Raw genomic sequence first — 22,437 nt, 5'->3', positions numbered from 1 at the left:
GGCTATACAACGTTACTGACTTACGCCCAGCAAACTGAACTTCCTATATTTTTCAGCTATGAATCCTTATATGAAAAAAATTATCTTATTACTCAGGACGGGAAAAAAAAGTTATTTCGTGATATTATTACATTAGTAAAAGATAAAGGTTGTATAACATTATTACTTGAAGAATATAATGGAGAGTTATATCCTAATATATTATATACACCAAAATATAATCAGAGTAAAAAATAATGACATAATCGGGTGTTATTTTTACAGTCGGGTGAGTCGAGGTTTCAGTGTCGCCAATATTAAAAGAGATGAAAAGTGCGGTAGCCGAAGTGCCGCTTTACAGTAACAAACGAGCGCAGCGTGCCGCCTTGAGCAGCTTTATGGGAGCGGTGGTTGATTGGTACGATTTTTTGCTGTACGGCATTGTTGCCGCCTTGGTATTTAATCATCAGTTTTTTCCCAATATTAGTCCAGCGATGGGTACGCTGGCGGCGTTTGCCACTTTTGGCATCGGCTTTTTATTCCGCCCGTTGGGTGGCGTGGTATTCGGGCATTTCGGCGATAAACTCGGGCGTAAAAAAATGTTGGTGCTGACCGTCGTTCTTATGGGCGGTTCGACGGTGTTGATCGGCTTGCTGCCTAATTTTGAGGCTATTGGTTGGGCGGCGCCGGTGTTGTTGGTGATACTGCGTGCGATTCAAGGCTTTGCCGTCGGCGGCGAATGGGGTGGTGCGGCATTGATGGCGGTCGAAAGCGCCCCGCCGGGCAAAAAAGCGTTTTACAGCAGCGGCGTGCAAGTCGGTTATGGTGTCGGCTTAATGCTGGCGACCGGCAGCGTATCACTGATTATTTACTTTTTCGGTAACGAAGCTTTTCATCAATGGGCATGGCGGATTCCGTTTGTTGCTAGTGTGATGTTGCTGTTGGTGGCGTTGTGGATTCGGCGCAATCAGCAGGAATCAACTGAGTTTGAGCAAACGGTGGTCAATACCCAAAAACAGGTTCGGCGGATGCCGATTATCGAAGCGGTCACTCGCCACCCGAAAGCCTTTTTATACATTATCGCCCTGCGTTTCGCCGAATTATTGACCATGTACCTGGTCACTAATTTTGCCTTGAACTACTCGACCGTGCATTTGGGGATGTCGAGCAGTGTTTTTCTCAACATCGGTTTATTGGTCGGCGCAGTCAGTTGTGTCAGCATACCGCTCTTTGCCAAAATTGCCGATCATTACGGCTACCGTCGGATGTGCGTCGGTGGCGGGATTATCGGCGCATTGAGTGCGGTGCCGTTCTTTTTGGCAATGGAACAGGGCAATCTGTTGTTGATTTACCTGTTTGCGATTCTACTTGCCAATATTGCCCACGATATGGTGGTGAGCGTGCACCAACCGCTGTTCACTGAGTTTTTCGGCACGGCTTACCGTTATAGCGGTGCCGGAGTGGGTTATCAGGTTGCCAGTATTGTTGGCGGCGGCTTTACCCCGTTTATTGCCGCAGCATTGATGACTTGGTATGACGGTGCTTGGTATCCGGTGGCGATCTATCTGATGGTGGGGTGTTTATTAACCGCGCTGGCGGCGGCAAGTATGCCAAGCAAAAAACAGGCATAAAATAGGTATAAAACAGACTTAGATTCAACAACCAATTGCAATAAATTGAAAGTTGAACAGGTGGTGTAAATCCGTTACCTTGCCCAAGCCGAAGTGGAGTGGATTGCGCAGAGGCTTAATAATCTGCCGAGAAAATCATTGGGTTGGCGGACACCGTCTGAGGTGTTCGCCAGTGTGATTAATCTTGTAATTGGTTGTTGAATCCAAGAAATATAAAAAGCTTGCCGATTAAAATATATCTTTTTGTTGTCTGCGCTTCTGTTAAGCATATCGACCGCAGCGTTAATCCCAGATACTCATATAAAACCGTGCAAAAACCGCACTTTGTGATAAAAGTGCGGTAGCTTATTGCTATTTCAGCTAATTTTAGTCGTTAGCTGCAACGGTTTTTTTAAGGGTGAAGCGCTTCTTTCAGTAGTTTGGCGGATTGCTCAAGTTTTGTTTTGCGTGCACTCAAATTGTCTTTCATTTGATCGATACGCGCCTGAACTTTCGCTTTGTTTTCCGCTTTAGCATCTTTGAGCTGGGTTTCTGCTTGTTTAATTTTTGCTTCAGTTTCAGATTTGGTATTATCCAGTTTTGATGTCCATGCGGCTTTTTTATCTGTGATTTTTTGCTTCACTTTATCAAGATGTTGTTTGATTTCCGCTTTTTTATCATCTTTGGCTGCTTTCCAATCGGCTTCCAAAGCGGCAGCTTCTGCTTGATCAGCAGCCAAATCGCTCGCCCATTGCGCATCTTCGATCGCTGCTCGGGTTTTACGGAATATTTTTCCGCCAACTTCAGTCAAAGCAGCATCGACTGGTGCTGTCCATTCTTCGTCAATCTCAGCGGCTAATGCGACTTTGCCCGGCGCTAGTACCTGCGCAACATCATCAACAAAACGGGCATCAACACCGCTTTCGTATAAATCGGCAAATGCACCGCTCAATCCGCCAATTGATGCGCCGATTGCCACCCCTGCCGGGCCAGCCAATACGCCAACTAATCCGCCTACCAGCAGTCCGATGGCGGTAGAGGCAATACCTTTGTCGTTTATTTGATGGACTTTAATACTGCCGTCGTTGTTTTTTTCAAATATGCTGTCTGAGTAAAGCGTGATATCGCCACTTTCGTGCAGCTGTTGCAAACGGCTTAATCCGGAGGCGGCATCAATTTCGGTATTAAAAACCGCAATAATAATTTTATTCATATAGATATTCCCTTTGTTTGAGTGGAAAAAGGTGATTGGGTTTGTTTGAAATCTATACTTTTCGCGAGAAGCTTTATCATTATAAAATGACAGCATGTAGGAATAAATGCTCCAAAATGCAAAACAGTTTTTACCTTAGTGAAAAAAATTAAAGAAAATTTTCTGTTAATATTTAGTCAGTTAATTACGGGTATTTAATATTAGACTCGGCAGGACATTACATTACCGGAAATGCGCATATAAAAATGACAAATAAAATACAGCAAATTAAATTATTTACACACATCGTTGAAACCGGCAGTTTTTCACGGGCTGCCGAGATTATGAATATTTCCAACGGTGCGGCATCTCGGCAAATGCGAGATTTGGAAAAAAGCCTTGATACCGCACTTTTACGGCGCACAACGCGTTCGCTTGAAGTGACGCATGAAGGTCGAGCTTACTATGAAAAATGTTTGTCGATACTCGCCGATTTAAATGAATTTGATGCAATGTTTCGCCAAAATCCGACAAATATCAGCGGACCGATACGAATGGGAATGGAGCAAAGCGGCGCCCAACATATTGTTATCCCGCGGTTATCTGAATTTCTACAACGTTATCCAAATATCAGCGTCGAGCTGTTGACGCAGGATATGCTGACCAATCCGTTGGCTGATGGTTTTGATTGCATGTTGCGTACTGGGCATTTGCTGGATGGGAACTATATTGCCAAACCACTCTATCGTTTGGTGAAAGTCAATTGTGCCAGCCAAGATTATCTTTCCCGTTATGGCACACCAATGCAACTAACCGATCTGCCAAACCACCGCTTTGTTCGTTTTCGTCAATTGCCGGAAGGTTTTGAATATTTCGATTCCGGTAAACGTGATTATATTGCGATGCCTTCCGATATCAGTGTTAATAACCTGACTTCATTAAGTAATGCGGCGACTGCTGGAATGGGAATTATCCAGACTTACCGCTATCTGGTTGAACCGTTGCTTACAAGTGGCTGTTTAGTTGAAATTTTACCGCAATTTCGAGCTGAATCGCTGCCGGTATGTTTGCTTTATCCGCATAAATCACCGCCACAACGTGTTCGGGTATTTATGAATTGGTTGGAAAATGTTATTGCGGAATATATCCAAAAAAATCCTAAAATTGTTGAGAGCTACTATTAGGGCGTAAAATTGAGCCTCAGCAAAAGCAGACCAAAATGAGCCGCATCGATCTCGAAAGTGGTTTTATGACCCGAGATAACTAATTGATGCGGCTTTTTTGATCGCAGTGCTTAGAAGCCGACACTTAGAAGCGATAGGCGATATTCAGATAGGCCTTATTGCCTTTTTCCTGTTGATAGCCGTTGTGCTGCCAACCTAATGTTGCCTGCCAAGCGTAGTAGTTGACTGCCAGCGCCAGTTGTGTCCGCAAATGAGCACGCTGGGTGGCGGTAGCCGTTTGGGTGATTGTTACGTTATCTAGCTGACTGCTGACATCAAGCGGGCGGGAAGCTAAGTGCTGGATATAGGCAACCGAAATACTCGGCACCAACAGCCAGTCGGCATAGCGCAAAGTGCGGTCTAGCTTCAGATCCAGCAGTGCATTGACTTCGCTTTGGCGAATACCGCCGGTACGCAGCGCCAGCTCGCTATGGTGTTCGTTAAAGCCTTTCAGTTTCAGGCGGTTGAGTTGTACGCCGATTGTCGGTTGCAGCGACCAATCGTTGTGTTGCCATACATAACCCACACTTAAACCGAGGTTACCGTTCCAGCCGTGGGTTTTGCCTTTAGCGGTGGTGGTTACGCCGTTAAAGTGGCGTTGTTGCTTGTAGTTGATGGTTGCCAAAGACAAATCGCCTTCGATAAACCAGTTTGGTGCCAAGCCCAGATAATAGCGTCCGCCAGCAGAAAAACGAGTTTCACCTATATCGGCGCTGGCGTTAGTTTGGTTTATATCGAAGCGGTTATTGGCTAAAGCCAGGCTCAGCAATGCCCGTTCGGACAGCATTTTGTTGATGCCCAACGTCAGTTGTTTGGCGTTGTATTTCACCGCCGTACCATGCTGATTTGCCTGATAGCGGCTGTTATCACGTCCGTTTTCCGTCCACACTTGCCATTCACCATTTTTCAAGGTTGTGGCTGTTGACAATTGACGATGTAACAAAGTGCGGTTTAATGCCGCTTGATCGAGCAGATAACTGATTCCGTTGGCATAAATACTGTTGCCCAAATTTGCGGGCAAGCCTTGCCAATCGCCGCTTTGCAAAGTGCGGTTCAGCCATTGGTTGTAATTGCTGCGGCTGAATGCCAGACGGCTGTCACGTAATTGGTTTAAGGCGTTGATTGCCGCAGCTTCATTGCGGTTGGCGCTGTTGGTGGTTAAGGTTGCCGTATTGACGTTCAGCACAACGGCGTTCTGCGCAAACTGCAAATCATAGCGCAAGCCTTGAGTTAATAGCGCTTGCGGTTGAATCAGGGCAGAAAAGCCGCCGCTGTAGCTTGCGCCGTTTTCTAGTTGTAGCAAGTGCGCTGCGGTCTGCCCGGTTTTTGCTTGGGTAGCGTTCAGCTCGGTAGTCAGTTCGGCAGTGGTCAGTCGCCCAGCCAACCGCACTTTTGCCGCTTTCCCATCGGCAATAATGCCCTGCGGTGCTTGCAGCGCCAACAAAGTCGTATCTCCTAATGTTAGTGGTCGTAAAAAGCGCATGCCTTCGGCGTACAGGGTTCCGCTAATGTCGGTTGCAGCGTCAATAACACCGTCGCCGCTTAAGCTGCCTTGCGCTTTGATTTGCACGGTTTGGCTTTGCAGGCGTTTGTTGATTTCCAGATTGCCGTGCTCAACCAACGCATTTTCCGTTAAATGGGTATCACCCAGCAGCGTCAGCCCACCTGCGGCAACGGTAATCCCTTTTAAGTGGTTACTGTCGCCAGCCAATGTCAGCCTTGCCGCTCCTTGTTTCGTCAGGCGCCCTCCGGCACTTAGGCTGTTCGACCAGCGATCATCTTGTTTCAGGCTGTAGCTTTCATCAGCGAGTAACTGTGCCGGCCCATTGATTGCTTTGCTCAGATTCAGCATGCCCCAACCGAATTGGTCATCAACGCCTTTACTCCCCAAATCAGTAGCGGTGGTGAGCATAACATCACGTATCTGCGCCATACTCATATAATCAAAGCGTTGTTTCAACACTGCGGCGGCGGCACTGACCGCTGGTGCTGCATAAGAGGTACCTTCTTCAATGGCAAAGGTATAATCGATTTCATCGGCTTGCGGATCGCCTTTTGCTGCTAGCAATACCATGCTGCCGGGGGCTGCGATACACCAGTTTTTGCTGACGCCGCAATGATTAGAATAGCTTTCCAGCCGGTGATCTGCGCTGACTGCAATCACCGATAGATAGTGCTTCTCCATTTGTGGGAAATAGCGTGGTAATGCGGCCAAAATTCCCGGTTGGCGTTTTGATTCGTTGCCGGCGGCAAAAACCTGTAAAATCCCTTTTTCGGTTGCCCGTTGTAAACTATTGATTAGCACGTTGGATAAATCCAGTGTGCCTTTATATTCGCGATCCATCTCATCCACACGGTTAGAAATCGGATCTTCATTCCAACTATGGTTCATCACATGCAGTGTCGTTGTTTTATCAATCATATTATTGATAGCACCGGCAAACATGGTGCGTGACAGCGGATTTTTACCGAGCAGCAATTTTTTGTCTTGTTGCTGATCGCCGCTATCTGCGATTGGATCATGGGTTGCTTCGTAGGAAGTCTGATATAAGGTTGCACCTTTTGCGATGCCGCCAAAATAATCCAGTTGTGAATTGAATTTGGATTTTTGTGCGTCAGCGACAATAACCCCGCTTACTTCTCCGCCGTGGCTGCTATAAATCAATTTTTCACTATTCTGATCTTCTGCCACTGCCAAGAGGTTCGGGTCAAAGGTGTAAGGTTTGCCGTTCAGTGTTAGTGCGAAAGGCAATGGAATGATATTTTGCTTATTTTTCAATAAAGGGTGCTGGTTAAAAAATCCGGTATCGACTACACCGATCACCACGCCGTTGCCGTTATAACGGGCTGCAATATTATCTGTCAAGCCAATCGCTTCTTTTGGTTGTTTCAAATAGGAAGCTAAAGCTTCTTGATCTTTACTTAAGGGGGTGGCTTGAACTTGAGCGCCAAAGAGGGCAGTACTGATCACTAAATTCAAGTAAGATGGGTTAAATTTAAACATTAAAACTCCTGCTTTATTATTATAAATATGGGGGCTGCTGTTTTTTAAAATCATACTGATGAAAACGAGTTAACAATCGTTTTCAGCTCCAAAAGACGGCGACACTTTATGCAATAAAAAAAGTAACGGCAAGGTATTATCTGTAATTTAACTGAACAATCACAATGATTTACCTTAAGATAAGGGGGATGTCTATTTTTTATAATCCGGGTAAATCGGCATAAAGAAGAGTGCTGTAGTGAGCATAAAAAAGCAGCCCGAAAGGGCTGCGGTTGATAAATCAGTGTAATGTGATATGAAAAGTGCGGTTAGTGCCGGGTATCCTGCTCTTCTTCATCGTCATAATCATCATCTTCATCATCTTCATCGAAAAACTCGCCGTCGTTGCCGTACTCGTCGTCGTCGGCATTCGGATCTTCAAAATAGGTTCCCCAGCCGTCGTAAAGACCGCCGTGTTTTTCGATCAGGGGAATCAGTTCTTCTTGTTGTGCGCCGATTAATTCGGCTTTCAATTCGATCTCGCTGATGATGTCGCAGCAGAAAATATCATGCCCGTCTTCATCTTCCAGCTCTTCAGCTTCGGACACTTCGTAACCGGCTTTGAATGCGTCAACTGCGATTTTTTCCAGCTTGTCGAAATCACGATGCGAGACGTGGTGCTCGATGATGTATAGCGCTTGTGGATCGCTGCCGTCGTTCAGCAAATCTTGGATAATCTCTTGAGTTTCTTGCAATCGTTCGGCTTTACTCGGTTTCATAGCCTCTCCTTTAAATATGAAGTTGAATTTACCGTTTCATTGTAAGGCTCGGCTACAAATAGCACAATGGAATTTTAGGGTCTGTTGATGTAGTGGCGGAAAGCAAAGTGCGGTTTTAAACCGTTTTTTAGATAATCGCTTTTTTAAACAACCACTTTTTAAAAAACAGTTATCCACTTGTTAAGATTTAATTCGAGTTTGCACAATGTGTGATCTAGATCACTCTTTAGAGGTAAATAACGCTTAAATATTTGCTTCAAGCGCCTATAATTTTTCCCAGAAAATTTTTTAATTTATTAACTTTAGGAGAAATCACTATGAGCAAAACAACAGCGGATGTTGCTGTCAGTCCGGCACAGGCGGAAGTCAATCATTTGGTTGAAAACGGTCTGATTGCCCTTGAAGAGTTTCGCAAGCTGAATCAAGAGCAAGTGGACTATATTGTGGCGAAAGCCTCAGTTGCCGCACTGGATCAGCACGGCGTGCTGGCGCTGCATGCGGTCGAAGAGACTGGCCGTGGCGTGTTTGAAGACAAGGCTACTAAAAATTTATTCGCCTGCGAATATGTGGTGAATAATATGCGCCGTTTGAAAACTGTCGGCGTGATCAGTGATGATGATGTCACCGGGATTACTGAAATTGCCGATCCAGTTGGAGTGGTTTGCGGAATTACCCCGACTACCAATCCGACCTCAACTGCGATTTTCAAGGCGTTAATCGCGTTGAAAACCCGTAACCCGATTGTATTTGCATTCCACCCGTCGGCACAACAATGTTCTGCCCATGCGGCGCGTGTGGTGTATGAAGCAGCAGTCGCTGCCGGGGCACCGAAAAATTGCGTGCAGTGGATTGAAAAACCGTCGATGGAAGGCACTGCGGCATTGATGAAACACCCAGGCATCGCCACTATTTTAGCTACTGGCGGCAATGCAATGGTGGAAGCGGCTTACTCCTGCGGCAAACCGGCATTGGGCGTCGGCGCGGGTAATGTGCCGGCGTATGTGGAAAAAACCGCTGACATCAAACAAGCGACTCACGATATTGTGATGTCCAAATCGTTTGACAACGGTATGATCTGTGCCAGTGAACAAGCAGCGATTGTCGACAAAGAAGTGTATGACGAATTTGTCGCTGAGATGAAATCTTATGGCGTGTATTTCGTCAATAAAAAAGAAAAAGCCCTGTTGGAAGAATTTATTTTCGGCGTGAAAGCCAACAGCAGCAACTGCTCCGGTGCCAAATTGAACCCGAATGTAGTGGGCAAATCTGCTTTCTGGATCGCACAACAAGCCGGTTTCAGCGTGCCGGAAAAAACCAATATTCTGGCGGCTGAATGTGCGTTAGTCGGGGAAAAAGAGCCGCTGACTCGTGAAAAACTGTCGCCGGTGCTGGCGATCTTAAAATCGGATTCAACCGAAAAAGGCTTTGAACTCTCGGAACAAATGGTGAATTTCCATGGTTTGGGCCACTCTGCTGCTATTCATACCAAAGATGCCAAGATCGCCAAAGAATATGGTGAACGAGTGAAAGCGATTCGGGTGATTTGGAATTCACCGTCCACTTTCGGCGGTATCGGCGATGTGTATAACTCCTTCCTGCCTTCCCTGACGTTAGGTTGTGGTTCTTATGGTAAAAATTCCGTCGGCAACAACGTAAGTGCGGTGAATCTTTTAAATATCAAACGGGTTGGCAGACGGAGAAATAATATGCAGTGGTTTAAAGTGCCTTCAAAAATCTATTTTGAACGTGACTCTATTCAATATTTACAATCAATGAAAGGCGTGGAGCGCGTGGTGATCGTCACCGACCGCACGATGGTCGATTTGGGCTTTGTGGAAAAAATTGCCCATCAATTGACCACACGTGGCAACCATGTGACGTATCAACTGTTTGCTGATGTTGAGCCGGATCCAAGCATCGAAACCGTGCGTCGCGGCACCGAATTGTTGCGCAACTACCAGCCGGACACCATCATTGCGTTGGGCGGCGGCTCGGCGATGGATGCGGCAAAAGTGATGTGGCTGTTCTATGAGCAACCGGAAGTAGATTTCCGTGATTTGGTACAAAAATTCATGGATATTCGCAAGCGGGCGTTCAAATTCCCGCAATTAGGGCGCAAAGCGAAATTTATCGGCATCCCGACTACGTCCGGTACCGGTTCTGAAGTGACCCCGTTTGCGGTGATCACCGAAGGCGATAAAAAATACCCGATTGCGGATTATTCGTTGACCCCGACCATTGCGATTGTCGATCCGTCATTCACCATGAGCGTGCCGGCACACGTGACTGCCGACACTGGTTTAGATGTGTTGACCCACGCCACCGAAGCCTATGTGTCCACCTTGGCGAACGACTTTACCGACGGTTTGGCATTGCAAGCGATTAAACTGGTGTTTGAATATTTAGAGCGCTCGGTGAAAAACGGCGCCTCTGATCCGGAAGCACGTGAAAAAATGCATAACGCCTCAACCATCGCAGGGATGGCATTTGCCAACGCCTTCTTGGGCATGAATCACTCGATGGCGCACAAAATCGGCGGTCGTTTCCACACCCCTCACGGTCGCACCAATGCGATTTTGATGCCGCATGTGATCCGTTATAATGGCACTCGCCCGCAAAAAACCGCAACTTGGCCGAAATATAACTACTACAAAGCCGATGTGAAATACCAAGAAATCGCCAAAATGTTAGGCTTGCCAAGCACAACGGCAGCGGAAGGCGTTGAATCTTTTGCTCAAGCGTGTTCTGATTTGGCACAAAAAGTCGGCATCAAAATGTCGTTTAAAGATCAAGGTCTCAACGAACAAGAGTGGATGGACAGCCGTCGTGATATCGCCCTGTTGGCATTTGAAGACCAATGCTCCCCAGCCAATCCACGCTTACCAATGGTGGAAGATATGGAGCAGATCTTAACCAAGGCGTTTTATGGTGATAAGTAAAACGACACGTTAGTTTTAGCTCAATAAACAAAACCGCACTTTACTAGTCTAATAAGACTGGTGAAGTGCGGTTTTTTAGTGGTTATATGATTAATTATGTGTTTTTTGATAAAATAATAAAATTCTCAGAACAAAACTGATTAATCCGAGAAATTGGACCAATAATAACGCATTATTATTGGCTGTTTTTATAACCGCACTTTAATAGACTATTTATGTTTGATATTGGGATTCAGATGGATAACCGGATTGTCAGAGAACATGAAGTGATCCATACTTATTTCAAAATCATCATTGGCACCGTTAAATAACATTTGCTTAGTATTTTCCAGGTGTTGCCACATTGCTATTTTGGCGGCTTCTGCATCTTTACGCATTAGGGCATCCAGAATTTTATCATGTTCATCACACCAACTGTCGATTGAGCGGGCATCAATATGTTCATGTAATTTTAGCCAATATGGATTTAATGTTCTTTGCCGCCACATCTCTTGAACGATGGTGACTAATGATGAATTGCGAGTGATTTTGGCAATACGGGTATGAAATGCCAAATCCCATTCGGAGTCTCTAAAGCGGTCTTCCTGACGGGCATTTTTTTGAATTTCCAATAATGCAACCATATCCTCTTTAGTGACCTGTGTTGCTGCAAACTCAGCAATATTACTTTCGATCAGTTGCCTTGCTTGTAACAACTCAAATGGCCCACAGGTTGCGAACTCTAGCCCTTTTCCCGGCAAGATAACATCATCGGGTTTGTTGGAGATAACATGAATCCCAGATCCTTTTCTGACTTCAACATACCCCTCGACTTCCAACGAAATAATTGCTTCTCTGACAACGGTTCGGCTGACATTCATTTCTTCGACAATAGAACGTTCCGGCGGCAATTTGTCGCCCACCGGATAAATTCCGGTTTCGATTCTGGTTTTTAACACCTGAGCCAGTTGTTGATATAGCCTTTGATTCTCAATCCATTCCATTTTTTGTTCCTTCCGGCTGGAATATATTATACAAATTAAAAGTACCTCTATTGTAGACATGAGGTACTTGTCATACTTTTTGTATTCTACATCATTCCAAGCAGCTTAGGTAATACCAATGAAATATCTGGAATATAGGTCACTAAGAATAAGGAGATCAGCAAGATAGAGAAGAATGGCAGCATTGGTTTAATCAGATTTTGTAGTTTCACGCCGGAAACCGAACAGCCAACGAACAGTGCACTACCGACAGGCGGGGTACATAAGCCGATACAGAGATTAAAAATCATCATAATCCCAAAATGTACCGGATCCATTCCCATTTCTGTCACGATTGGTAAAAAAATTGGAGTAAAAATCAGCACAGCCGGGGTCATATCCATGAATATCCCGATCATCAGTAAGATGATGTTGATAATTAACAGAATGATAATTAAGTTATCTGAGATGCTAATCAATAAATCATTTATCATATAAGGAATATCGGCATTGGTCATAATCCAAGACATCGATACCGATACCCCAACTAAGAATAAAACAATAGAAGTTGTGATCACCGCATCTAAAATAATCGATGGTAAATCTTTCAGTTTAATTTCGCGATAAATCAACACGGATAAAACAAAAGTATAGACAACTGCGATGGCAGAGGCTTCTGTTGCAGTAAAAATTCCGCCTAAGATCCCACCGATAACCACCACAACCATCAACAAACTTGGTATCGCATCTAACATATACTTAATAAACAGGTTTAATGTCGGTTTTTCCAAAAGCGGATAATTGCGTTTTTTAGCCAAAACATAGTTAACTAACATAATTCCAAAACCCATCAGGAAACCTGGGAGATAACCAGCCATAAATAAGGTGGCAACGGAAATTCCGCCGGCGGTTAAGGCATAAACAATCATGACGTTTGATGGTGGAATTAACAAACCTGAAATGCAAGAGGTGACATTAATGGCAGCTGAATAGGCGGGATCATAACCGGCTTTTTTCTGGAGCGGCGCCATGGTTCCGCCTACTGCCGCTGCGGCTGCCACAGCAGAGCCAGAAATAGAGCCGAACATCATATTTGCCATCACATTAACATGGCCAAGTGAGCCGGGAACGCGTCCGACCAACACTTGAGAGAAATTGATTAACCGAATTGCAATACCACCGCTGTTCATCATAGAACCGGCAAGAATAAAAAACGGAATAGCCAATAAAGAGAAGCTATCCAAGCCGGTAGCGATTTTTTGACCCGCGGTAATTACTGTCACATCGGTGGGCAACATTAAGCTGCCGGTAACAATAGTTGAAATACCAATAGAGAAGGAGATCGGTACACCGATGAAAACCAAGATGATAAATGATAACAGCATTATCATTGGTATAAACCACTCCCAAGACGTTAACCATTCCATCATTTTTCCCCTTTCGTACTATTTAGTTTCGTTATGTTATCGCAGGTAAACAATAGACTATAAAACATCATCAAGATTCCGCTTAAAGGCAAAGCAATATAAACATAAGCCATTGGTAATTGCATCGAAGGAGAAATTTGTCCCGAAGCATATACTTTGGAAACCAACGTGCCTCCGCCATACACCATGACACTCAATGCAAATAGAAAAATAAAAATATTAATCACAATATTACTTAACTGTTTCTTTTTGCCGCTTAGATTGTGAGTAAACAGATCGATAGACAGATGACGTTGCACACCGACTGTATAAGCGGCGCCTAACAATCCAACCCAAATCATACTGAAGCGGGCTATTTCATCTGTTACTGTACTAGGTGTTTGTAATACATAGCGGCTAAAAACCTGCCAACTAACACACATAACCAATAACACCATGACCACAATAGAAAAGCTTGAAATAAACAAGTCTATCGGTTTTTTTATTTTCTCGATTTGCATATGAGTGCCCTTTTTACTGGTATGAAAAAGTTATTTAGCTTCTTCGGTTTTAATTGCTTCCATTAGTGTTGATAAATTAGGATCTTTAGCAAAATCATCGTAAATTGGTGCTAAAGCATTACGAAACGGCTGTTTGTCCACTTCGATGAAGGTTGCACCTAATTTTTCAGATTCTGCTTTAGAGCGAATTACCTCTTCATCCCATAATTTTTGTTGCAAAATTTCAGAGTCTTTTGCTGCTTGCATCAGTAGTGTTTGTTGTTCTGGGCTTAGCTTATCCCAAGTGCTATTGGCAATGACTAAATAGTCCGGTACGCTGACACGTTCATCTTGTGAATAAAATTTGGCGACTTCAACATGGCGGGTTTGGTAGTAAGACGGAATATTGTTTTCTGCTCCATCGATTACACCTTGTTGGATTGCGGTATAGACTTCCCCAAATGGAATCGGCACGGGTGAAGCTCCTAAAAGTTCCATTGACTTATTAGTAGTTGGTGTCGGAACAACCCGAATTTTCATGCCTTTTAAATCAGCCGGAGAATGAATTGGTTTTTTGGCATAGAAGCTGCGTGTACCGGCAACATAAGACGCAATAATTTTAAAACCGCTATCTTGTGATTTTGCCGTAATTTGCTCTCCAATTGGTCCAAACAGCACACGTTTAAAGTGCTCTTCATCGCTGAAAAGATAAGGCAGGCTAAAAATCGCAAATTCACTGACAAAAGGTTCTAGCTCACTGGCACTGGCTTTCGTCATGTCTAATGCTTTATTTTGTACCATCTCTATCGTTTCGCGCGGACTACCCATTTGACTGCTTGGGTAGATTCTCAAATTGAGTTCACCATTAGATTTTTCTTTTAAATCTTTTGCTAATTGATCCAGAGCTTGATGCACAACGTGGGATTGATCCAAATTATGCGCCAATTTTAATGTGACCCGAGCAGCCAAAACCTCTACAGAGGTTGCCAATAATGGTAAAGCTACATACAGACTGGCTAGTAACGGTTTAAATTTCATCAGAATCTCCTTAATTGATTTGAAAGATGTCATATATGTTGGTAGGTGAGAATGTTTATATTCCATTTCAAGAGATTATCTTGGAAGGATTACATAATAATCAGTATTACCAATTGAAGACATCGGCATCTTACCACTAAAAATCATTGACGTTATTTTCCTATTTCTACAAATGTGAGTGATATCACATAAAATAATAATATATATTTTTGTTATTGGTATAACAAGATTGCTGTGATATAACGTGCAATAAATTCACTACCTGATTGAAGGGGGATAAACAATGAGCGCTTTTCTAACGGAAAACTTCCTGCTTGATACTGAGTTTTCACAAAAACTCTACTTTGATTATGCGGTTAATCAGCCAATTTTTGATTACCACTGCCATCTTCCACCAGAACAAATTGCAATTGATTATCAATTTAAAAATTTGTATGACATCTGGTTGAGGGGTGATCACTATAAATGGCGGGCAATGCGTACTCATGGAGTCAGTGAACAATTATGTACTGGGGATAGCTCGGATTATGACAAGTTTATCGCTTGGGCCAAGACCATACCGCATACCATTGGTAATCCGCTTTACCACTGGACACATTTAGAATTGAGACGGCCATTTGGGATTACCGATATTTTATTATCAGCTGATACCGCTGATGACATTTGGAATCGCTGTAATGCTATGTTGGCAACAAAACCCTTTTCAGCCAGGGGCATTATGCAGCAAATGAATGTTAAATTCGTTGGCACAACCGATGATCCGATTGATGATTTGCAGCATCATAAAACCATTGCGGAAGACCGCACTTTTGGTATTAAAGTAGCGCCAAGTTGGCGTCCGGATAAAGCATTTAATATCGAATTGGATACCTTCAATGATTATATCGAAAAACTGGCACGGGTTTCCGATACGGATATCAGTTCCTTTACCGCACTTTGCGATGCGTTGAAAAAACGGATGGATTATTTTGCAGCTCACGGCTGCAAAGTATCCGATCACGCTTTGGATGTTGTGCTTTATGGTGAAGCGGACGAAGCCACTCTCAATACTATTCTAAGTAAGCGTTTAGCTGGGCAGTTGCTGACTCAACCAGAAGTGGCACAATTTAAAACGGCAGTATTGGTATTCCTGAGCGGCGAATATTCTCGTAGAGGATGGGTGCAACAATATCATATCGGTGCCATACGCAACAATAATAGTTTTATGTTCAAACAATTAGGTCCGGATACCGGATTTGATTCGATTAATGATGAACCTATTGCCCGGGCGCTTTCCTGTTTGCTTAATGCACAAGCCAAAAATGATGCATTACCAAAAACCATCCTGTATTGCTTAAATCCTAGAGATAACGAAGTGATTGCCACGATGTTGGGTAATTTCCAGCAAGGCGGTGTTGCCGGCAAAATGCAGTTCGGCTCAGGATGGTGGTTTAATGACCAAAAAGACGGCATGTTGCGTCAAATGACCCAATTGAGCCAACTGGGATTATTGAGTCATTTTGTTGGTATGTTGACCGATAGCCGTAGCTTCTTGTCTTACACTCGCCACGAATATTTCCGTCGCTTGCTATGCCAAATGCTCGGACACTGGGTCAGAGATGGCGAAGCCCCAGCTGATTTAGCGTTACTTGGCAACATGGTTTCCAATATCTGTTTTGATAATGCGAAGAAGTACTTTGCGATTGAATTAAATTAATACAGGAAAGAAAAAGAAATGAAACAACTTAATCGTCAAAACTTCCCCGGCCCTCAATACCCGACCAAAATTATCCAGTTTGGTGAAGGCAATTTTTTGCGGGCGTTTATCGACTGGCAGATTGATATTTTAAATGAGAAGACCGGATTAAATGCGGGGATTACTGTTGTCCGTCCGATTGACAGCGATTTTCCGCCGTCGTTGAACACGCAAGACGGGCTTTATACTACGATTATTCGTGGCTTGAATGAGCAGGGTGAGGCGGTGAAAGAGGCGCGTCTCATACGCTCGGTCAATAATGAAATTAATGTGTACCGAGATTTCGCCGATTATTTGGCGCTTGCTCGTGATGAAAATATTCAGCTCGTGTTTTCCAATACCACTGAAGCGGGAATTAGTTATAACGAACAAGATCAATTCAGTGATACACCACCGAGTAGTTATCCGGCGAAACTGACCCGTTTATTGTTCGAACGCTTTGCCCATTTTAACGGTGCGCCGGATAAGGGCTGGACGCTATTACCGTGTGAGCTGATTGATTATAACGGCGAAAAATTGAAGGAGCTGGTGCTGAAATATGCGGCGCAATGGCAGTTGCCACCGCACTTTGCGCAATGGATTGAACAGAGTAATACTTTTTGTTCCACCTTGGTCGATCGCATTGTCACCGGTTATCCGCGTGATGAAGTGACTGCGCTTGAACAGGCGTTCGGCTATCAAGATGCGTTTTTGGATACCGCCGAATATTTTTATCTGTTCGTGATCCAGGGACCGGAATCGGTTAAACAGCTGCTGAATTTAGATCACGTTGCGATGAATATTTTGGTCGTGGACGACATCAAACCGTATAAAGAGCGTAAAGTGGCGATTTTGAACGGGGCGCATACCGCACTTGTGCCGGTGGCATATTTGGCGGGCATGGATTATGTCGGCGAAAGTATGGAAGATCCGCAATTACGCGAGTTTGTGGAGCAAACCATTCATCAGGAAATCATCCCGGTGCTATCGTTACCGCAAGCCGAGCTGGAACAGTTTGCCGATGCGGTGATCAACCGTTTCCGCAACCCGTTTATCAAACATCAGTTACTTTCGATTTCCTTGAACAGTATGACTAAATATGTCACTCGTATTTTGCCGCAGTTATTGGCTTATCACCAAAAATTCCATCGTTTACCGGAGCGCTTGACGTTTGCTTTAGCGGCATTAATCGCTTTTTATCGTGGTAAGCGTAATGGCGAAGCGATCCCGTTAAATGATGATCAATTCTGGTTGGATAACTATGTACTTTGGTGGCAACAGCTTGAACAGCAGCAGATTTCCGTAGCGCAGCTGGTCAGTAATGTGCTGCGACAACAAGAACATTGGCAGCAGGATTTAAATGAAGTGCCGGGCTTGACGTTGCAGTTGACCGAGCAGGTGCAGGCGATTTTAACTGACGGTATGCGCACCGCACTTCGGGTTTATTGCAAGGATTAAATAATAATGAAACAGTTGATCAAAATTAATCCGCAGGACAATGTCGCCGTCGCGTTGCAGGATTTATCCGCAGGACAAACGCTGGATTGTGATGGCAATCCGCTTGAGGTGAAAAGTGCGGTTGCGCGCGGACATAAAATAGCGCTGCAAACGATAGCCGCAGGTGATTTGGTGATCAAATACGGCTATCCGATTGGGCATGCCACCCAGTCGATCGACATTGGCGAACATGTGCATGTACACAATACCAAAACCAATCTGAGCGACATCAACGACTATCAATACGAGCCGATTTCGACCGCACTTTCGGCGCAGGCGGAAGACAGAAAAGTGCGCTTATACCGTCGCAAAAACGGCGAAGTCGGCATTCGTAACGAATTGTGGATCGTGCCGACGGTGGGCTGCGTGGTCGGTATTGCACGTCAGATCCAAAAGCAATTTTTACAAAATCACCCCGAATTGGCGATTGACGGTGTGTATACTTTCAATCATAGCTACGGGTGTTCGCAATTGGGTGATGATCATGAAAATACCAAAATTATTTTGCAGGATATGGTCAAACACCCGAACGCCGGTGCGGTGTTGGTGATCGGTTTGGGCTGTGAAAATAACCAGGTGAATGTATTTCAGCAGACGTTGGGCGATTACGATCATGAACGGGTCAAATTTATGGTGTCGCAGAAAGTGGAAGATGAAGTTGAGGCTGGTGTCGCCTTGCTCGAACAATTGTATCAACAAATGGCGCAAGACAAACGGCAAGCGGGCAAGTTGAGCGAAGTGAAATTCGGGCTGGAATGCGGCGGTTCTGACGGCTTTTCCGGCATCACCGCCAACCCGATGCTTGGGCTGTTTTCGGATTATCTGACCTCGCATGGCGGCACAACGGTGTTGACCGAAGTACCGGAAATGTTTGGCGCGGAACGCATTCTAATGAGCCATTGTCGAGATGAGCAGACTTTTAATAAAACGGTGGCGATGGTCAATGATTTCAAACAGTATTTTATTCGGCACCAGCAACCAATTTATGAAAACCCATCACCGGGCAACAAAGAGGGCGGCATCACTACGCTGGAAGACAAATCCCTCGGCTGCACGCAAAAAGCCGGACATAGCCGAGTGGTTGATGTGCTCAAATACGGCGAACGCTTAAAAATCCCCGGCTTGAACCTGCTGAGCGCGCCGGGCAATGATGCAGTGGCAACTAGCGCCTTAGCTGCGGCAGGTTGCCATATCGTGTTGTTTACCACCGGACGCGGAACGCCCTACGGCGGTTTTGTGCCAACACTGAAAATCGCCACCAACAGCGAACTGGCAAACAAGAAAAAACACTGGATCGATTTTAACGCTGGGCAACTGTTGGAAGAGGTATCCATGATGCAAATGTTGCAAAATTTCATTGATCTGCTGGTCAATACCGTAAATGGACAACCGACAAAAAATGAGATTAATGACTTCCGCGAATTGGCGATTTTCAAAAGTGGTGTGACTTTATAGCTAGCGAATCTGGGAATTTGATGAGATATCCATGTGCAGTATCGCTGTACATGGATAAGAAATCGTATCAACAGACCCTATTATTTTCTGACAATATTCAAACGGTAGCTCAGTAAAGCACACAGAATCAATAGACAGCCTAGTAACTTCAGTATCGTTATCGGCTCGTTCATTATCCAGACGCTTAAGATTAATGTCCAAACCGGCTCCAGCACCATAATAATTGCGGCGGTTGTAATATTGCAGTGCTTCTGCCCAAGCGTTTGTACAAAATAACGCAAGTTGCTGGCAATCAGTACACTGGCAACAAACCACAGCCAGGTTTGGCTTGAAATATTGGTTCGCCAAACTTCAAAAGTGAGTGAATAACCACTGCATAACATGCCGACGATTCCAAACTGAATCACAATCAGCGGCATCGACGGAATATTTTTGGCATATTGATGATTCAGCACAAAATAGAGTGCTGCGGAGAGAGAGCTGAGTAGAAATAGGATACTGCCGCTTGAAAAACGCAGTTCGCCATAGCGCCCGATAGCCAGCAAATACAGTCCGGCAAGGGCAATCGGCATCGAAAGCCAGAATACCGGCAAAGGGCGGTGTTTGAAAACCAACCAAGCAATGAGCGGTGCGATCAGCATTGACAAACTGACCAGAAAAGCGCCTTCCCCTAAAGCATTACTGTAGGTTATACCTTGAACCCAGAGAAATAGATTGAGCGCTAATACCACGCCGACCGCACTTGCATTCAGAATTTGTATTTTAGTCAGACGATATAATGACCGATAGGCGAAAGGCAAAAAAATGAATGCTGCCAATAAAAAACGCAGCCCCATAAAGCCGACGGAGGGCATTTCTGCAATCGCATTTTTCGACAAAAACCACCCCGAAGCGCCGATCAGCGTAACCAGAAACATCAGCAGTTGTCCGAGATAGTTTTGCATGGCGATATCCGATGATAAGGAGGAAAGAATCCCCTGTTATCATCTTATTGATTAAAATAGACTTTTTTCAACGCCAATTCCAGTCCGCGAAATTCTGCCAAACCTTTCAGACGACCAATAGCTGAATAGCCTGGGTTGGTTTTCTTACGCAAATCGTCCAGCATCTGATGGCCGTGATCGGGACGCATTGGAATCAAGCGCTGATTACCTGCGGCTTTGCGTTTGTACTCTTCGCTTAGTAAGGCCTTGACCACATTAAACATATCAACATCACCCTCTAAATGCGCCGCTTCGTGGAAAGTCAGTGGGTTTTCCTCGCGGCAAGTGGAGCGCAAATGGGCGAAATAGATCCGATCGGCAAAGCGTTCGGTCATTTGCACCAAATCGTTATCGGAACGCACGCCGTAAGAGCCAGTGCACATAGTGAAACCGTTTGCCGCCAGCGGTTGGGTTTCGACAAACCATTGCATATCTTCAATCGTGGAAACAATCCGTGGCAAACCTAAAATTGGGCGCGGCGGATCATCAGGGTGAATCGCCATTTTGATTCCGACTTCTTCCGCCACCGGAATAATCTGTTGCAAAAAGAATGCCAAATGCTGACGGAACTGTTCCTTGCTGATGCCTTGATAGCGATCCAATTGTTGCTGGAACTCGGCAAGGGTATAACCCTCTTCTGCACCCGGTAAGCCAGCGATGATATTATTGGTCAGTTGCTGAACATCTTGTGTGTTCATGTGATCAAAATAGGTTTTGGCGGCTTGCTGTTCGGCTGCACTGTAAGTTTCAGTGGCGCCAGGACGTTTTAAAATATATAGCTCGAAAGCGGCAAACGCATCTTGATCAAAGCGCAACGCTTTTGAACCGTCCGGCAATTGGTATGCCAAATCGGTACGCGTCCAATCCAACACCGGCATGAAATTATAACAAACGGTATCAATACCGCACTTTGCCAAATTGCGCAGGGTTTGCTGATAATTTTCAATCCATTGCAGATATTGCCCAGTTTGGGTTTTGATCTCTTCATGCACCGGCACGCTTTCGACCACTGACCACACCAATCCGGCTTGTTCGATCTCACTTTTACGCTTCTCGATCTCCTCAATACTCCACACTTGCCCGTTCGGGATATGATGAAGTGCGGTCACAATCCCCGTCGCCCCCGCCTGACGAATATCCGCCAATGACACCGGATCTTTCGGCCCGTACCAACGCCATGTTTGTTCCATTTTTTGCTCCTATGACTAAATTAAATTCCGACGATAACCGGATTAACACTAAATAAATAACCATCAAAATCAGGGTCTTCTACATCTGATAATTCGAAAAGTTTTTGTTTCACATTTTCTAAATGTTGCCACATCGCCTTTCTTGCCAAAGCAGGATCTTTACGCTGAATAGCCGTGATGATATTTTCATGATCTTGTAACCATAAATAACGATAACTTTGATTAGGAATATGGGCGTGTAACCCTTTCCACATTTCACTGTCAGTGCGGTATTTCCAAAGATCTTTTTGCATTCTAACTAACACTTCATTTTGTGTTATTTCTGCGATGGTTGAATGAAAATCTTCATCTGCAACATAGTCTTCTTCACCAAGCTGTAAGCTTTTTCGCTCTTGGTTTAAGATTGATTTCAGTTTATCGATATCTTTTTTAGTGGCTTGAATTGCAGCGAATTCTGCAATACTACTTTCTAATAACTGCCGCGCCTGCAATAGTTCAAAGGGACCGATATCAGAAAAAATATCGTCTTTTTCGTCATTTGCAGCAACCGGAAGTGCGGTGACATAAACCCCTGATCCTTTTTTGATATCAATAAGATTTTCTAGTTCAAGCATAATCAGTGCTTCCCTGATTACCGTTCGACTGACCCCGAACTCTTCGGCAAAATCACGTTCGGTTGGCAATCTATCGCCAATGTTATATATACCATCGGCAAGTCGTTCTTTTAATAAAAGTCCTATTTTTTTATAGGAACGTAGTTCATTATTATCCATTATTCAACTCCGCTAATTACTTTATCTTATTGATATTATTACAATCAAAGTTAGTTTCTACCTTATCTCACAAATTCCGATTGGATTACCAATGTCTCTTTTACACTTCAATATTTTACCTGTTTATATGAGATTTTGGAATGCCAATAAATTAAAAATGTGATTTTAATCACATTTTTATTATATTTTGGTATACCAATTTTATAAAGTAAGT

The 22,437-nt window shown here is 44.4% G+C and carries 17 protein-coding genes; 7 read left to right on the top strand and 10 right to left on the bottom strand.

The window, feature by feature from the left end:
- Positions 1-237, top strand: a 237-nt coding sequence (locus FHQ23_RS12550) for a hypothetical protein (protein WP_267963638.1), incomplete at its 5' end; no start/stop codon positions are given.
- Between the two features lie 47 nt (positions 238-284).
- On the top strand, positions 285-1,610 hold the full coding sequence (shiA, locus tag FHQ23_RS05860; RefSeq protein WP_267963637.1) for a shikimate transporter: 1,326 nt from the start codon (positions 285-287) through the stop codon (positions 1,608-1,610).
- A 391-nt stretch (positions 1,611-2,001) separates the two neighbouring features.
- Here shiA and FHQ23_RS05855 read toward each other — a convergent pair whose 3' ends face one another.
- Positions 2,002-2,802 (bottom strand): DUF1269 domain-containing protein, encoded by an 801-nt coding sequence (locus FHQ23_RS05855; RefSeq protein WP_176552261.1) that lies wholly within the window; start codon positions 2,800-2,802, stop codon positions 2,002-2,004.
- A 245-nt stretch (positions 2,803-3,047) separates the two neighbouring features.
- On the opposite strand from FHQ23_RS05855, the gene FHQ23_RS05850 reads away from it, so the two are divergent.
- The gene (locus FHQ23_RS05850; protein WP_139613478.1) at positions 3,048-3,965 is read left to right on the top strand and encodes a LysR family transcriptional regulator; all 918 of its coding nucleotides are present in this window, start codon (positions 3,048-3,050) and stop codon (positions 3,963-3,965) included.
- A 124-nt stretch (positions 3,966-4,089) separates the two neighbouring features.
- Here FHQ23_RS05850 and FHQ23_RS05845 read toward each other — a convergent pair whose 3' ends face one another.
- Positions 4,090-7,008 carry a S8 family serine peptidase gene (locus tag FHQ23_RS05845; protein ID WP_176552260.1) on the bottom strand — a complete coding sequence of 973 codons (2,919 nt, stop codon included), beginning with the start codon at positions 7,006-7,008 and terminating at the stop codon, positions 4,090-4,092.
- 308 nt (positions 7,009-7,316) lie between these two features.
- Positions 7,317-7,766 (bottom strand): ribonuclease E inhibitor RraB, encoded by a 450-nt coding sequence (gene rraB, locus FHQ23_RS05840; RefSeq protein WP_139613476.1) that lies wholly within the window; start codon positions 7,764-7,766, stop codon positions 7,317-7,319.
- A 317-nt stretch (positions 7,767-8,083) separates the two neighbouring features.
- Here rraB and adhE point away from each other — a divergent pair, with 317 nt between their 5' ends.
- Entirely contained in the window at positions 8,084-10,705 is a 2,622-nt protein-coding gene (adhE, locus tag FHQ23_RS05835) for a bifunctional acetaldehyde-CoA/alcohol dehydrogenase (RefSeq protein ID WP_139613475.1), read from the top strand.
- A gap of 209 nt (positions 10,706-10,914) precedes the next feature.
- Here adhE and exuR read toward each other — a convergent pair whose 3' ends face one another.
- The 4 genes from exuR to FHQ23_RS05815 all read right to left on the bottom strand — a co-directional run bounded on the left by exuR (position 10,915) and on the right by FHQ23_RS05815 (position 14,611).
- Positions 10,915-11,688 (bottom strand): transcriptional regulator ExuR, encoded by a 774-nt coding sequence (gene exuR, locus FHQ23_RS05830; protein WP_139613474.1) that lies wholly within the window; start codon positions 11,686-11,688, stop codon positions 10,915-10,917.
- Between the two features lie 86 nt (positions 11,689-11,774).
- Complete coding sequence (locus FHQ23_RS05825; RefSeq protein WP_139613479.1) at positions 11,775-13,094, bottom strand: TRAP transporter large permease; 1,320 nt, start codon at positions 13,092-13,094, stop codon at positions 11,775-11,777.
- Positions 13,094-13,594, bottom strand: a complete 501-nt coding sequence (locus FHQ23_RS05820) for a TRAP transporter small permease (RefSeq protein ID WP_139613473.1) — start codon at positions 13,592-13,594, stop codon at positions 13,094-13,096. Before FHQ23_RS05820 ends, FHQ23_RS05825 begins: the two co-directional genes overlap by 1 nt.
- A gap of 30 nt (positions 13,595-13,624) precedes the next feature.
- The gene (locus tag FHQ23_RS05815) at positions 13,625-14,611 is read right to left on the bottom strand and encodes a TRAP transporter substrate-binding protein (RefSeq protein ID WP_139613472.1); all 987 of its coding nucleotides are present in this window, start codon (positions 14,609-14,611) and stop codon (positions 13,625-13,627) included.
- 283 nt (positions 14,612-14,894) lie between these two features.
- Here FHQ23_RS05815 and uxaC point away from each other — a divergent pair, with 283 nt between their 5' ends.
- The 3 genes from uxaC to FHQ23_RS05800 are packed head-to-tail and all read left to right on the top strand — an operon-like array spanning position 14,895 to position 19,277.
- Positions 14,895-16,307 carry a glucuronate isomerase gene (gene uxaC / locus FHQ23_RS05810; protein WP_139613471.1) on the top strand — a complete coding sequence of 471 codons (1,413 nt, stop codon included), beginning with the start codon at positions 14,895-14,897 and terminating at the stop codon, positions 16,305-16,307.
- 18 nt (positions 16,308-16,325) lie between these two features.
- Positions 16,326-17,783 carry a tagaturonate reductase gene (locus tag FHQ23_RS05805; protein WP_139613470.1) on the top strand — a complete coding sequence of 486 codons (1,458 nt, stop codon included), beginning with the start codon at positions 16,326-16,328 and terminating at the stop codon, positions 17,781-17,783.
- A gap of 6 nt (positions 17,784-17,789) precedes the next feature.
- Complete coding sequence (locus FHQ23_RS05800) at positions 17,790-19,277, top strand: UxaA family hydrolase (RefSeq protein ID WP_139613469.1); 1,488 nt, start codon at positions 17,790-17,792, stop codon at positions 19,275-19,277.
- Between the two features lie 80 nt (positions 19,278-19,357).
- On the opposite strand, the gene FHQ23_RS05795 is transcribed toward FHQ23_RS05800, so the two are convergent.
- From FHQ23_RS05795 to FHQ23_RS05785, 3 genes are read right to left on the bottom strand one after another with little or no spacing between them, the layout of a single operon-like run.
- Positions 19,358-20,221 carry a DMT family transporter gene (locus tag FHQ23_RS05795; RefSeq protein WP_139613468.1) on the bottom strand — a complete coding sequence of 288 codons (864 nt, stop codon included), beginning with the start codon at positions 20,219-20,221 and terminating at the stop codon, positions 19,358-19,360.
- Positions 20,222-20,265: 44 nt separating this feature from the next.
- Positions 20,266-21,450 (bottom strand): mannonate dehydratase, encoded by a 1,185-nt coding sequence (gene uxuA, locus FHQ23_RS05790; protein WP_139613467.1) that lies wholly within the window; start codon positions 21,448-21,450, stop codon positions 20,266-20,268.
- Between the two features lie 20 nt (positions 21,451-21,470).
- Positions 21,471-22,223, bottom strand: a complete 753-nt coding sequence (locus tag FHQ23_RS05785; RefSeq protein WP_139613466.1) for an FCD domain-containing protein — start codon at positions 22,221-22,223, stop codon at positions 21,471-21,473.
- Between the last annotated feature and the right edge of the window lie 214 nt (positions 22,224-22,437).

The sequence above is a fragment of the Testudinibacter crocodili genome, assembly GCF_006228025.1.
Lineage (GTDB): Bacteria > Pseudomonadota > Gammaproteobacteria > Enterobacterales > Pasteurellaceae > Chelonobacter.
Note: the sequence above shows the minus strand (reverse complement) of the source record. Positions and strands in the feature narration are given on the sequence as shown.

Excerpts from the sequence above, each read along its gene's own strand:
- FHQ23_RS05855 (WP_176552261.1), bottom strand. The coding sequence starts at position 2,802 with ATGAATAAAATTATTATTGCGGTTTTTAATACCGAAATTGATGCCGCC.
- FHQ23_RS05850 (WP_139613478.1), top strand. The coding sequence starts at position 3,048 with ATGACAAATAAAATACAGCAAATTAAATTATTTACACACATCGTTGAA.
- FHQ23_RS05845 (WP_176552260.1), bottom strand. The coding sequence starts at position 7,008 with ATGTTTAAATTTAACCCATCTTACTTGAATTTAGTGATCAGTACTGCC.
- rraB (WP_139613476.1), bottom strand. The coding sequence starts at position 7,766 with ATGAAACCGAGTAAAGCCGAACGATTGCAAGAAACTCAAGAGATTATC.
- adhE (WP_139613475.1), top strand. The coding sequence starts at position 8,084 with ATGAGCAAAACAACAGCGGATGTTGCTGTCAGTCCGGCACAGGCGGAA.
- exuR (WP_139613474.1), bottom strand. The coding sequence starts at position 11,688 with ATGGAATGGATTGAGAATCAAAGGCTATATCAACAACTGGCTCAGGTG.
- FHQ23_RS05825 (WP_139613479.1), bottom strand. The coding sequence starts at position 13,094 with ATGGAATGGTTAACGTCTTGGGAGTGGTTTATACCAATGATAATGCTG.
- FHQ23_RS05820 (WP_139613473.1), bottom strand. The coding sequence starts at position 13,594 with ATGCAAATCGAGAAAATAAAAAAACCGATAGACTTGTTTATTTCAAGC.
- FHQ23_RS05815 (WP_139613472.1), bottom strand. The coding sequence starts at position 14,611 with ATGAAATTTAAACCGTTACTAGCCAGTCTGTATGTAGCTTTACCATTA.
- uxaC (WP_139613471.1), top strand. The coding sequence starts at position 14,895 with ATGAGCGCTTTTCTAACGGAAAACTTCCTGCTTGATACTGAGTTTTCA.
- FHQ23_RS05805 (WP_139613470.1), top strand. The coding sequence starts at position 16,326 with ATGAAACAACTTAATCGTCAAAACTTCCCCGGCCCTCAATACCCGACC.
- FHQ23_RS05800 (WP_139613469.1), top strand. The coding sequence starts at position 17,790 with ATGAAACAGTTGATCAAAATTAATCCGCAGGACAATGTCGCCGTCGCG.
- FHQ23_RS05795 (WP_139613468.1), bottom strand. The coding sequence starts at position 20,221 with ATGCAAAACTATCTCGGACAACTGCTGATGTTTCTGGTTACGCTGATC.
- uxuA (WP_139613467.1), bottom strand. The coding sequence starts at position 21,450 with ATGGAACAAACATGGCGTTGGTACGGGCCGAAAGATCCGGTGTCATTG.
- FHQ23_RS05785 (WP_139613466.1), bottom strand. The coding sequence starts at position 22,223 with ATGGATAATAATGAACTACGTTCCTATAAAAAAATAGGACTTTTATTA.